This is a genomic window from Amycolatopsis camponoti, assembly GCF_902497555.1.
Taxonomy (GTDB): domain Bacteria; phylum Actinomycetota; class Actinomycetes; order Mycobacteriales; family Pseudonocardiaceae; genus Amycolatopsis; species Amycolatopsis camponoti.
The window spans coordinates 2695926-2708333 of the sequence record NZ_CABVGP010000002.1; the positions used below are offsets into that span (position 1 = coordinate 2695926).

Sequence of the window (12408 nt, forward strand, 5' to 3'; positions counted from 1 at the left end):
GGTGGACTTCGGTGACCAAGGTCCTCGCGGTTCGGGTAGTCCGGCCGCGTCGCGGGCGCCGCTCCCCGAGGTCTCCTTGTGGTGCGGCGCCCGTCGCCGCGAGGAAGGAGAAACACGATGACTGCCTTGGTGCCGGGTTCACGCCTGGCGTTGCCGAGCATCGCGGCGTGGCTGGAGAACCCCTGGCCGTTCGCCGAGCACAACCCGGTGCGGATCGAGGAGTCCACGGAGGACGGCAAGTACGTCGTCCGCGCGGAGCTGCCCGGCTTCGACCCGGAGAAGCACATCTCCGTGACCACGCACAACGGGCTGCTGACCATCTCCGCCGAGCGTGAGGCGAAGGAGACCGCGGACGGCGGCCGTAGTGAGTTCTTCTACGGCACGTTCAGCCGCACGGTCAGCCTGCCGGCCGGAGCCGACCCGGCGAAGGTCAAGGCGGCGTACACCGACGGCATCCTCGAGATCTCGATGCCGGTTTCGGAGCACCCGCGCGACAGGCACGTCAAGATCCAGGTCACCAAGAACTAGGTGACCACCCCGCGGTGGGCGCGGCCCATTCCGGCCGCGCCCACCCTCAGGTGTCAAGGAGACACGATGAGCGTGGAGGCAGGCTCCCGAGCCTTGCTCGCCGACGGCGACGTGGTGCTCGTGCGCCCGTTGCACCCGGCCGACACCGCCGAGGTGCTGAGCCTGCACACCCGGCTCACCCAGCAGGACACCTACTTCCGGTTCTTCGGTGCGCCGTCCGGTTTGGACAAACTGGCCGCCGGGATCGCCGCCGACCCGGGCCCCGGCCACTACGCCGTGGGTTGCTACCGGCGCGGTGAGCTCGTCGGCGTCGCGAACTACGAAGTACTGAAGGATTCCACCGACGCCGAGGTCGCGCTCGTGGTGGACGCCGCCGTGCGCACCCTGGGCGTCGCGACCCTGCTGATGGAGCACCTCGTCTCCCACGCCCGGAAGACCGGCCTGAAACGGTTCCTCGCCGAGGTGCTCGCCGAGAACGCCAAGGTGCTCCACGTCTTCAGGGACCTCGGGCTCAGCTTCGAAGCGAGCATCGGCGGCCCCGAACGCGACGTCGTGATGATCCTCGACGAGGACCCCGCATACCTGGACGCCGTGCTGAAGCGCGACTCCGTCGCCGACGCGGCCAGCCTGGCGCACCTGCTCAAGCCGTCCTCGATCGCCGTGATCGGCGCCGGCCGGCGCCCCGGCTCGGTGGGGCACGCGGTGCTGGCCAACCTGGCCGCCTCCGGCTACCGGGGCCCGGTCGAGGTGGTGAACCCGCACGCCCGCGTCATCCTCGGAGTGCCGTGTGTCCCGTCGGTCGCGGAGCTGACCCGGACCCCCGAGCTCGCGGTGGTCTGCCTGCCCGCGCCGGCCGCCGCCGAGGCGGTCGAAGAATGCGGTAAACGGGGTGTCCGTGCGGTCGTCGTCATCTCCTCGGGACTGACCGGCACCGAGCACGGCGACCGGGTCCGCGCGGCGGTGCGCGAGTACGGCATGCGGCTGGTGGGCCCGAACTGCCTGGGCGTCCTTTCGACCGACCCGGCGTGCCCCTTCGACCTGACTTTCCTGGGCAGCAGCGTGAAGCCCGGCAACATCGGCGTCGTCACCCAGTCCGGGGGAGTCGGCATCGCCCTCGCCGAATCCCTCGACGGCCTCGGCCTCGGCATGTCGACGCTGGTGTCCACCGGGGACAAGTACGACGTCAGCGGCAACGACCTGCTGATGTGGTGGACCGCCGACCTCCGCACCGAGGTCGCGGTGCTTTACCTCGAGTCTTTCGGCAACCCCCGCAAGTTCGGTCGCCTGGCCCGTGGGCTCGCCCGGACGCGCCCGGTGCTCGCCGTTCGCTCCGGCAGCGGCGACACCGCCCAGCGCGCGGCGGCTTCGCACACCGCCGCGGCCGCGACTCCCGCCGTCACCCGGGACGCGCTGTTCGAGCAGGCCGGCGTGATCGCCGTGGACACCGTCGCCGAGCTGGTCGACGTCATCGCCGGGCTGTCCTGGCAGCTGTTGCCGGGCGGTCCGCGCGTGGCCGTGGTCAGCAACGCCGGCGGCGCCGGCGTACTGGCCGCCGACGCCTGCGAACGCGAAGGCCTGGTCATGGCGGACCTGTCCGAAGACACGCAGAACCGGCTCACGAAGGTGCTCCCAGCCGAAGCCGCGGTCCGCAACCCGGTCGACACGACCGCGGCAGTCTCCGCGGAGGTGTTCGCCGAGGCGCTGCGTGCTGTGCTTGCCGACGACGGTGTCGATGCAGTCATCGCCGCGACCGTGCGTACCGCGGTCGGCGACCCCGGTACATCGCTGGCGGCGGTGCTGCCGCCGGAGTACAAGACCGTCTTCGCGGTCCGTCCCGGTCAGCGGGCCCGGGTGGCGCCGCTGGTGCCCGGCACCGGTGTGACGGCCTGCTACGACGACCCGGCCGCGGCGGCCGCGGTACTGGCCCGGCTCGTCCGGTACGAGCAGTGGCTGAACCGCCCCGAGACCGAGGACGCCCTGGCCCCGCTGGAAGATCCCGACGCACTGCGGGCGTTCGCCGCCGGGCGCGAGGGGTGGCTCTCGCCCGCCGACGCCGTCGAACTGCTGCGCCTGGCCGACATCCCGATGGTGGAGACCCACTACGTCGAGGCCGGCGACTCGATGGACGCGGCGGCCGCCGACCTGGGCTCGCCGGTCGTGCTGAAGGCCGACGCCGACGGCCTCCTGCACAAGACCGCCGGCGGCGGTGTCCTGCTGAACGTGCACGGCGCCGACCGGATCATGGAGGCGTTCCGCACGCTGAGGTCCCGCTTCGGGTCGGCCCTGCGCGGGGTGACGGTGCAGCCGATGGCCGAGCCCGGCCGCGAGCTGCTGGTCGGGGTGCGCTCGGACCCCGTCTTCGGGCCCTTGGTCGTGCTCGGCCTCGGCGGCGTCGACACCGACCTGATCGCCGACCACGCCGCCCGGCTCGCGCCGCTCACCGGCGCCGATGCGGACCTGCTGCTCAACGGCCTGCGCGCGTCGAAAGCGCTGTGGGCCGGGCAGCTCGACCGGGCCGCGGTGCGGGATCTGCTGCTGAAGGTCAGCCGGCTCGCCGAGCTGGTGCCCGAGCTGGCCGAGCTGGACCTCAACCCCGTGCGCGTGCGGGCGGACGGCTGCGTGGCGCTCGACGTTCGCGCCCGGTTCGAGCCGGACGCGTCCGCCGATCCGTTCCTGCGCCGCCTGCGCGACTGAAACCGGAGGAAACCGTGCGTGTCCTGACCCTGAACCCGGGCTCCTCGAGCATGAAGGTCTCGCTCGTCGCCGACGGCACCGCCGTCGGCTGGACGGCGTGGGACCTGGCCGACCCCGGTGCGGTCGCCCAGGCGATCCGCCGCTGGTCCGAGGTGGACGCCGTCGCCGTCCGGTTCGTGCACGGCGGCTTGCAGAAGGCACCCGCGAGAGTGGACGACGCATTGCTGGCGAACCTCGAACGGCTCACCTCGCTCGCGCCGAACCACCAGCCGCTGTCGCTGACCGTCACTCGTGAAGTCCGGCGGCTGCTGCCGGATGTTCCGGTGGTGGCCTGCTTCGACACCGCGTTCCACGCCCGGATGCCCGAAGCCGCGGCACGCTATCCGCTGCCGCGGTCGTGGACGGCGCAGAACCGCCTGCGCCGCTACGGGTTCCACGGCCTCTCGTGCCAATACGCCCTGCGCCGCACCGGCGAGCTGCTCGGCCGCGCGCCGCACGACCTGCAGATCGTCTGCGCCCACGTCGGAGCCGGGGTGTCGGTGACGGCGATCCGCGACGGCCACGGCGTCGACACGAGCATGGGCTTCACCCCGCTCGAAGGCGCGATGATGGCCACCCGGTCCGGCTCGATCGACCCCGGTCTGCTGCTGCACGTGATGCAGACGGTGCCGATGAGCCCGGCGGAGATGGCCGACGCGTTGTTCCACCGCTCCGGGCTGGCCGGGATGAGCGGCACCAACGGCGACCTGCGCCGGGTGCTGGCCGCGGCGAAGCGCGGGGAGCGGGACGCGGAGGTCGCGCTCGACGTCTACCGGCACCGGCTCCGCCGTGAGATCGGCGCGGCCGCGATGAGCCTCTCCCGGTTGGACGCCGTCGTGTTCACCGGCGGCGTCGCCGAGCACCAGCCGGCGGTGATCACGTCGGTCCTCAGTGGACTCGACGTGCTCGGCCTGCGCGCCGGAGACGTCCCGCGCACCGAACTCGACCGCGTGATCACCGCGCCGGACTCACCGGTGCCCGCCCTGATCGTCCTGCCCAGGGAAGACCTGGAGCTGGCCCGCGGCGCCGAAGAGGCGCTCGCCCGAGTGAGCGTGAGGTGAAGTCATGCACGTCCTGCTGACCGAATCATCCTTCGGGGACGCCGACTTCCTGGTGCAGCCCCTGCGTGACGCCGGCTGCCTGGTCAGCCGGTGCCACAACCGTGCCGGGCTGTGCCGCGCGCTCGCGGTGGGCGGCCGCTGCCCGCTCGACGAGCCCTTCGCCCAGCCCGACCTGCTCGTCGACGTCCGCGGCCAGGGCACGGAGCTGACCGCCCGCGAATACGGTGTCGTGTGCGCTATCCGCGACCACGTGCCGGTCGCGCTGGTCTCTCCGGACCCGGACGTGGGGGCGGAAGTCCCGGACGGGCTCGAAACCCGCGTCACCGTGATCGACGTCGACGGGCTGCCGGCCACCTGCCGGGCCGCCTCGAGACACCTCGGCGGATGACCACGCCGGGGTTCCGCTGGGACCGCTCGTCCCGGGCCGTGCTCGCCGACGCGCTGGTGCGGCTCGGCCCGAACCGGTGCGTCGCGGAAGTCCGGCCGGACGAGATCGTCCTGACCGAGTCACCCGCCCGGCACGACCGGGCGGGCAACGCCGCCCTCCTCGAATGCGGAGCCGCGCTGTCGACCATCTGGACCGTCGTCCGGGTGCTGGGCCGCGAACCCGAGCTCGCCTTCCCGGACGATCCGGACCGCCCCGACGTCGCGGCCGTCGTCCGGGTCGGTGCTCACCGTGATGCTTCCAGCAGCGAATGGGCGCGGTACGCGGCGCTGCGCAAAGTCGGCACCGACGGGCAGCTGCGGCCGGTCAGCCTGGCCGTCCTGGGCGCGCTGGCCGCGGACGACTTCTGGCCGGACACGGCCGTCCGGATCGTCCGTCCGGAGTGGGCACCGGTCCTTTCGCACTTCGGCACCGATGTCGCCGGGCATTCGTCGGTGCTGATCACCACCTCCGGTGACAGCCGTGGCCACCACGTCCTGGCCGGTGCCGCACTGCACTCGACCCGGCTCGCCGCGGCAGTCCGCGGGTTCTCCTCGCAGGCCCTGCCGGTCCGGCCGCCCCGGGAGCGCGAGCTCGAGGAATCGCTGCTGCCCGGTGTCCCGCAAGCCGTCCTCCTGGTCGGCCTCGCCACCCCGAAGCGAAGGAACTCCTGACGATGACCATGCACCTGAGGGCGAAACCCGTCGCTGACGCCGCTCCCGAGGTCGACGCGCGCGAGCCCGTCGCCCGCCTGCTGCGGGATCTGCGCACCGATGTCACCGGCCTGACCGCCCGCGAAGCCGCACGCCGTCTCCAAGTGAACGGTCCGAACGCGCTGCCGTCCCACGGCGGGGCGAAGTGGCCGCTGGCTCTCCTGCGGCAGCTGATCCACCCACTCGCCCTGCTGCTGTGGGTCGCGGCGGGACTCGCCTGGTTCGCCGGGACGACGAACCTCGCGATCGCGATCGTCGGGGTCATCGTGCTCAACGGCCTGCTGGCATTCGTCCAGGAGCAGCAGGCGGAGAAGGCCGTGGAAGCGCTCGGCCGGTACCTGCCCGACCGCGCGGCGGTGCTGCGCGACGGCAGCGTCTGGCACGTGCCCGCGACCGAGATCGTGCCCGGGGACGTGCTGGTGCTCGCCGAGGGCGACCGCGTCCCGGCGGATGCCCGGCTGGTCGAGGGCACCCTCGACGTCGACGCGTCGATGCTGACCGGGGAGTCGGCGCCAGTGACGCGGATGGCCGACGTCCACGACGACGCGACCCGGCCGCTGGAGTCGCCGGTGCTCGTGTTCAGCGGCACGGTGTGCGTCGCCGGCGCCGCACACGCGGTCGTGCACGCCACCGGACGGCACACCGAGATCGGCCGGATCGCCTCGCTCTCGGCCCGGGTGGGGCGCGCGGAAAGCCCCCTCGAACGGCAGGTGCGCCGGGTCGCGTGGCTGATCGCCGGCGTCGCCATCGTGGTCGGCATCGGGTTCCTGCCGCTGGGCTGGCTGGCCGGGCTGTCGTGGTCGGCCGCGTTCGTGTTCGCGATCGGCCTGCTCGTCGCCAACGTCCCCGAAGGACTCCTGCCGACGATCACCCTCGCCCTGGCCGCCGGGGTCCGGTCGATGGCCAAGGAGGGCGCGCTGGTCAAACGGCTTTCCGCGGTGGAGACCCTGGGTTCCACGACGGTCATCTGCACCGACAAGACCGGAACCCTGACCCGCAACGCGATGCACGTCGAAGAGGTCCGGGACGGGCTGGGCGAGCCGCTGGGCGAACCTGAGGAGCTGGCTTCGTCGCTCGCTCGCTGCAGCACCGCCGACCTCACCTCGGAAAACGGCGATCCGACGGAGCTGGCCCTCCTGGGCTACGCGGCCGACCACGGGACCGCACTCGACCCGGCGGCCCGGGAAACCGCGCGGAAGATCCTGTACTCGTTCGACCCCCGGCTCAAACGGATGTCGACGGTGGACTTCGTGGCTGGTTCGCTGTTCGTGGCCACCAAAGGCGCGCCCGAACAGGTGGTGCCGCGGTGTGCTTCGGCCTTCGATGCCTCCGGCGCGGAGGTGCCCCTGACGGACGCACTGCGGGACCGGATCATCGAGCGCGTCGACGAGATGGCGGGCCGGGCGCTGCGCGTGCTGGCCGTGGCCCGGCGCGAGGTGCCGTCGGTCCCGGGGAGCCGCGACGAAGCGGAATCGGGCCTGTGCCTGCTCGGTCTCGTCGGCCTGGTCGACCCACCGCGTCCGGAGGTGGCCGCCGCGGTCGCGGACTGCCATTCGGCGGGCATCACCGTCCACGTCGTGACCGGGGACAACGGCTTGACGGCGGCGGAGATCGCCCGCCGCGTCGGGATCGGCGCAGACCGCGTCATCAGCGGCGACGAGCTCGCCCGGATGCCGGAACCGGCCCTCGACGAGGCGCTCACCGCGGGCGGCGAGATCGTGTTCTCCCGCGCGGCACCGGAGGACAAGCTGCGCATCGCCGACGCGCTGCGCGACTGCGGCGAGGTCGTGGCGATGACCGGCGACGGCGTCAACGACGCACCGGCCCTGCGTCGCGCGGACATCGGCGTGGCGATGGGCATCGGCGGCACGGACGTGGCGAAGGAAGCGGCGACGGTGGTGCTGACCGACGACAACTTCGCGACCATCGTCGCCGGCGTGCGGGAGGGGCGGCGGGTCTTCGACAACGTCCGGAAGTTCGTGCTCTACATCTTCGCCCACGCGGTGCCGGAGGTCCTGCCGTTCCTGCTGTTCGCGGTGTCGGGCGGGATGATCCCGCTGCCGCTGACGGTCCTGCAGATCCTCGCCATCGACCTGGGCACGGAGACCCTGCCGGCACTGGCGCTGGGCCGTGAGCCCGCCGAGCCGGGCCTGATGTCCCGACGTCCGCGGCGTCGTTCCGAAGGCGTGGTCACCGGCCGGATGTTGTTGCGGGCCTGGGGCATCATGGGCCTGCTGTCGGGAGTCCTGGTGCTGGGAGCGTTCTTCGCGGTGCTGTACGCGGCGGGCTGGCACCCGGGCGCGGACGTCTCGGCCGGAGCCCCGCTGCACCACGCGTACCTCCAGGCGACGACGGCGAGCTTCGCGGCGATCGTGTTCTGCCAGATCGGTACGGCGTTCGCGTCCCGCACGGAGCGGGTTTCGCTGCGGGCCGTCGGCTTGACGACGAACCGGCTGCTGCTGGGCGGGATCGTCTTCGAGCTGGTGTTCGCGGCGGCGTTGATCTACCTGCCGCCACTGCAGTCGCTGTTCGGGACGGCGGCGTTGCCGGCGTGGGTGATCGCGCTGATGCTGCCGATGCCGGTCCTGGTGTGGGGCGCGGACGAGCTGTTCCGCTGGGCCACCCGCCGCGGCGGAGCATGAGTCTTCGGGACGTCCGGTTGTTACGAACTGCCGGCTTCGAGCGATTCAAGGTGACGACTGTTTCGTCCGAGGCCGGTGGTGTCCCATGTGGTTGGTCCTAACCGACGACTCCGAACAACTGAATCCAAGCAGACCGGGCCTGGGGCACCTGGTCGGTTTGGGCGCGGTGCTCTTTCCTGACGAGACCGTGGCACTTTACGGCGACCGGATAAAGTCGGTCAGGGTGGAACTCGGGGTTCCCGATACGGCCGAAATCAAGTGGAGCCCCAAAGGTGGCAGCTGGTTCAAGACCGCAGAAGGCAGGTCGGTGCGCGCCTAGCTGCAGCGCAGGATGATCGAAGCGGCGGTCGAGGCCGGGGCGAAGTCGATCTCGGTAGTGTGGGCACGGGGCCGCGTCGAATGGGAGGTGGCCCGGGTACGTGCCACAGTTCTGGGATTCCTCTACGACAAGGTGTCCAACTTCCTGAAAAACCAGGATCCGCTGGGGCGAGGAGTCCTCATCGCGGACGAGCCGGGCGGTAACTCGGCTGAACAACACGCTTGGCTCGCGGAGACACTTCCGCTCACGACTCAGGGAACCAAATTCAACGCGCCGACGCAGATCGTGCTGCCGATTCTGATGGCGCCGTCCCACCACGTCCCTCAACTTCAGCTCGCTGACCTTGTCGCGGGCGTGACGGTCGGTGCGATCGCGGGCAGTCCGTACGCGACCGGACTGATGCCCGATCTGCTACGTATCGCGTCGCGGGACAAGTACGGGCGGGTCGGCGGGACGGGTCTCACGCTCTGGCCGCCCGACCTCGCGAACCTCTATTGGCGTGTCTGCGGCGATACGACTCGATGGCACCAGGGCGGAGAGTACGATCTGCCGCACCACGGCTGGGACTACTACGAAGACGCCGGGATCCCTGCGGCTTGAGGAACCCGGCGACTGAATGTCGTGGTGTTCAGGCCGGGGTGAGGTGGCGGGCCGCCTCGGGGGTGATGACCACCACCGGGCAGCGGGAGAACCGGACGCACTCGCGCCCGACGCTGCCCAGCACCAGGTCCGTCACCGCGCCGCCGCGGTGGGTGCCCAGCACCAGCAGGTCCGCGTCGGCCGACGCCGTCACCAGCTCGGTCGCCGGGTCGCCGTGGACCGTGCGGGCCTCGATCGCGGCCTCGGTTTCGATGCCCATGCCGGCGATGTGGTCGTCCAGCGAGTAGCCCGCTTCCGGCACGCGGCCGTGTGGCTGGATCGCGAAGGACGTTCCGGGCAGTAGCGTGTCGCGGGGCCGGACGAGGATCGCGCGGACGACGTCCCCGGCGTGCGCGCCGACGTCGAGCGCCCACCTCAAGGCCGCGTCGCCGCGGGGGGTGCCGTCCGTCCCGACGACGATGACGCGGCCCGTACGCGGTTTCGGCGAAGTCATGGCAGGTCTCACTTTCTCTTCGGTGTCACCGCGATCGTGCGCCTCCCGGACGAACGCCGGTAGAGGCCGAAATCCGCCGGAGCCGGGGACTTTGTGCTCCGGTGGCCGGGCACCGCGAAGACCCACCATGAAATGAGCGGAGCGCCCGGCTCCGCGCCCGGGAGTGACCGCGATGACCACCGCAGCACCGGCAGCCTTGACCCACGAGCAGCTCGCCGTGCTCGCCCGGGACCGAGGCATCACCTCGTCGCTGCGCGGCCAGGCGCCCTCGAGCAAGCCCGGCTTCGCCGAGCACCTGGTCCGCTTCGGCAGCACGTCGATCTCGGTCAACCCCGACGTCCTCGGTCCGGCGCGTGCGGCCATCACCTCGGCCGAGCGCAGAATCTTCTTGGAGAGCACACGATGACCACCGCGATCGAGATCCGGGACCTCCGGAAGTCCTTCGGGCACACCCGAGCGCTCGACGGGCTCGATCTGACCGTCGAAACCGGTGAAGTGCACGGCTTCCTCGGGCCGAACGGCGCCGGGAAGACGACCACGCTGCGGGTGCTGCTGGGCCTGCTGCGCGCCGACGCCGGTGAGCTGCGCCTCCTGGGCGGCGACCCCTGGCGTGACGCCGTCGCGCTGCACCGGCGGCTCGCGTACGTGCCGGGGGAGGTGTCGCTGTGGCCGAACCTCACCGGCGGGGAGGTGATCGACCTGCTCGGCCGCCTGCGCGGCGGGCTGGACCCGAAGCGCCGCCAGCGGTACCTGGACCGGTTCGAGCTCGACCCGCGGGTCAAGGGCCGGGCCTATTCGAAGGGCAACCGGCAGAAGGTCGCGGTCGTCGCCGCTCTCGCGTCCGACGTCGAACTGTTGCTGCTCGACGAGCCCACCAGCGGGCTCGACCCGTTGATGGAGCAGATCTTCCGCGAGTGCATCAGCGAGGAGCGCGAGCGGGGCCGCACGATCCTGCTGTCCAGCCACATCCTGTCCGAGGCGGAGGCCCTCTGCGACCGGGTCAGCATCATCCGGGCCGGCCGCCTGGTCGATTCAGGCAGCCTCGACGAGCTCCGCCACCTCACCCGCACCTCGATCGCCGCCCGGTTGACCGGCTCACCGGCCGAACTGGTCCGGCTGCTCGGAGGGCACGGGGTCACCGTGGCCGGTGACGAGGTCCGGCTGAGCGTCGACGCCGCCGCACTCCCCACTGTGCTCGGGGCGCTGAGCAAAGCAGGCGCGCACAGCCTCATCAGCCGACCCCCGACGCTCGAAGAGCTGTTCCTCCGGCACTACCGGAGCGAACCGGAAGTGATGCCGGTATGAGCGGCACGCTCACCGGCACCGGCGCGCTGGTCCGGCTGGCCTTGCGCCGGGACCGGGTCCGGCTGCCGGTGTGGACCGCGGTGTTCGCCGCCGTGGCGGCGTCTTCGGCGGCGGCGACCGCGGCGATCTACCCGGCCGCTGAGGACCAGCAGGGTGCGACCGACAGCATCAACTCGGTCCCGGCCCTGGTGGCGCTCTACGGCCCGGTGTACGAACCGACGCTCGGCGCGACGTCCGTGTTCAAGCTGACCGCGTTCGGCGCGGCCCTGATCGCGCTGCTGATGATCTTCACCGCGGTCCGGCACACCCGGGCCGAGGAGGAGGCCGGACGGCGGGAGCTGCTCGGCTCCGCCGTGGTCGGCCGCTTCGCCGGGCTGGCGGCGGCAGTCGTCGTGACGGCGGTGTCGAGCCTGGTCATAGGTGTCTTCAGTGGTGCCGGGCTCGCGGTGGCGGGGTTGCCGCCGGCGGGTTCGCTGGCGTTCGGCTTCGGCTGGGCGGGCGCCGGGCTCGTCTTCGGCGGGCTCGCCGCGCTGACCGCCCAGCTGACCAAGAGCGCGCGAGCGGCGTCGGGACTCGCCGTCGTCGCCCTGCTCGCCGCGTACTTTCTGCGGGCGGTGGGCGACTCCGCCGGTCCGCGCTGGTTGTCCTGGGGCTCGCCGATCGGGTGGACCCAGCAGGTCCGGCCCTTCGCGGGCGACGTCTGGTGGGTCCTGGTCCTCCCGCTGCTGGTCGCGGCCGCGCTCGTCGTGGTGGCCGTCGCGGCGGCCCGGGCCCGCGACCTCGACGCCGGGCTGCTGCCGGACCGGGCGGGCCCGGCGCACGCTGGTCGCTCCTTGGCCGGCGCGTGGGGACTGGTGTGGCGCCTCAACCGCGCGAACCTGGGCGCCTGGCTGGCCGGGTACGTCCTGCTGGGACTGGTCCTGGGCGGGCTCGCGGGCAACGTCGGGAAGATGCTCGACAGCGCGGGCGCCCGGGCGCTGATCGCCGCTCTCGGCGGCGAACAGGCGATGGAGGACGCCTTCCTCGCGGCCGAGCTCTCGATGGCGGCCGTCATCACGTCGGCGTACGCGATCACCGTCCTGGTCCGCTTCCGGAGCGAGGAGCGGGCGCTGCGCGTCGATCCGCTGCTGGCCACCGCGCTCGACCGCCGGCGGCTGATGGCGGGGTACCTGCTGCTCGCCGCGGGCGCGCCCGTCGTGCTGCTGACGTCCTTGGGCGTCACCGCCGGGCTGGCATACGGGGTCCGCCTTGGCACGCCCGGCACCGAGGTCGCCCGGTTGGCCGGCGCCGGCCTGGCCCAGCTGCCCGCGGTCTGGGTGCTCGCCGGGATCGCGGCGGTGCTGTTCGGCTTCCTGGCGCGGGCGGTCGCCTTCGCCTGGGTCGCGCTGACGACGTTCCTTCTGCTCGGCGAGTTCGGCACGTTGCTGAAGCTGGACCAGTGGGTGCTGGACCTGTCGCCGTTCACCCACTTGCCGAAGCTGCCAGGCGCGACTGTCCAGGTCGCCCCGCTGCTCTGGCTCACCGCGCTGGGCGCGGTGCTGGTCGCGGCGGGCGTGGCGGCGTTCCGGCGGCGTGACGTCGCCGGCTGAG

The 12408-nt window shown here is 72.2% G+C and carries 11 protein-coding genes; 10 read left to right on the forward strand and 1 reads right to left on the reverse strand.

Features of this window, described 5'->3' with window-relative positions; all coding sequences use genetic code 11:
* The first annotated feature begins 117 nt into the window (after positions 1 to 117).
* From AA23TX_RS32920 to AA23TX_RS32950, 7 genes are all read left to right on the forward strand, one after another.
* Positions 118 to 528: an Hsp20/alpha crystallin family protein gene (locus tag AA23TX_RS32920; protein WP_155546618.1), complete on the forward strand. Its 411-nt coding sequence runs from the start codon at positions 118 to 120 to the stop codon at positions 526 to 528.
* 66 nt (positions 529 to 594) lie between these two features.
* Complete coding sequence (locus tag AA23TX_RS32925; RefSeq protein ID WP_155546619.1) at positions 595 to 3222, forward strand: bifunctional acetate--CoA ligase family protein/GNAT family N-acetyltransferase; 2628 nt, start codon at positions 595 to 597, stop codon at positions 3220 to 3222.
* A 14-nt stretch (positions 3223 to 3236) separates the two neighbouring features.
* Complete coding sequence (locus AA23TX_RS32930) at positions 3237 to 4322, forward strand: acetate/propionate family kinase (RefSeq protein ID WP_155546620.1); 1086 nt, start codon at positions 3237 to 3239, stop codon at positions 4320 to 4322.
* 4 nt (positions 4323 to 4326) lie between these two features.
* Positions 4327 to 4710: a hypothetical protein gene (locus tag AA23TX_RS32935; RefSeq protein WP_155546621.1), complete on the forward strand. Its 384-nt coding sequence runs from the start codon at positions 4327 to 4329 to the stop codon at positions 4708 to 4710.
* The gene (locus AA23TX_RS32940) at positions 4707 to 5420 is read left to right on the forward strand and encodes a hypothetical protein (RefSeq protein WP_155546622.1); all 714 of its coding nucleotides are present in this window, start codon (positions 4707 to 4709) and stop codon (positions 5418 to 5420) included. Before AA23TX_RS32935 ends, AA23TX_RS32940 begins: the two co-directional genes overlap by 4 nt.
* A gap of 2 nt (positions 5421 to 5422) precedes the next feature.
* The gene (locus tag AA23TX_RS32945) at positions 5423 to 8101 is read left to right on the forward strand and encodes a cation-translocating P-type ATPase (RefSeq protein WP_155546623.1); all 2679 of its coding nucleotides are present in this window, start codon (positions 5423 to 5425) and stop codon (positions 8099 to 8101) included.
* A 331-nt stretch (positions 8102 to 8432) separates the two neighbouring features.
* Entirely contained in the window at positions 8433 to 9020 is a 588-nt protein-coding gene (locus tag AA23TX_RS32950) for a DUF3800 domain-containing protein (RefSeq protein ID WP_155546624.1), read from the forward strand.
* A 28-nt stretch (positions 9021 to 9048) separates the two neighbouring features.
* Here the strand turns inward: AA23TX_RS32950 and AA23TX_RS32955 are convergent, their stop codons facing one another.
* Positions 9049 to 9513: a universal stress protein gene (locus AA23TX_RS32955; protein WP_155546625.1), complete on the reverse strand. Its 465-nt coding sequence runs from the start codon at positions 9511 to 9513 to the stop codon at positions 9049 to 9051.
* A gap of 172 nt (positions 9514 to 9685) precedes the next feature.
* Here AA23TX_RS32955 and AA23TX_RS32960 point away from each other — a divergent pair, with 172 nt between their 5' ends.
* From AA23TX_RS32960 to AA23TX_RS32970, 3 genes are read left to right on the forward strand one after another with little or no spacing between them, the layout of a single operon-like run.
* Complete coding sequence (locus tag AA23TX_RS32960; RefSeq protein ID WP_439328783.1) at positions 9686 to 9919, forward strand: hypothetical protein; 234 nt, start codon at positions 9686 to 9688, stop codon at positions 9917 to 9919.
* Positions 9916 to 10818 (forward strand): ABC transporter ATP-binding protein, encoded by a 903-nt coding sequence (locus AA23TX_RS32965; protein WP_155546626.1) that lies wholly within the window; start codon positions 9916 to 9918, stop codon positions 10816 to 10818. The genes AA23TX_RS32960 and AA23TX_RS32965 overlap by 4 nt, the downstream gene beginning before the upstream one ends.
* On the forward strand, positions 10815 to 12407 hold the full coding sequence (locus AA23TX_RS32970; protein ID WP_155546627.1) for an ABC transporter permease: 1593 nt from the start codon (positions 10815 to 10817) through the stop codon (positions 12405 to 12407). The genes AA23TX_RS32965 and AA23TX_RS32970 overlap by 4 nt, the downstream gene beginning before the upstream one ends.
* Position 12408: the final 1 nt, after the last annotated feature.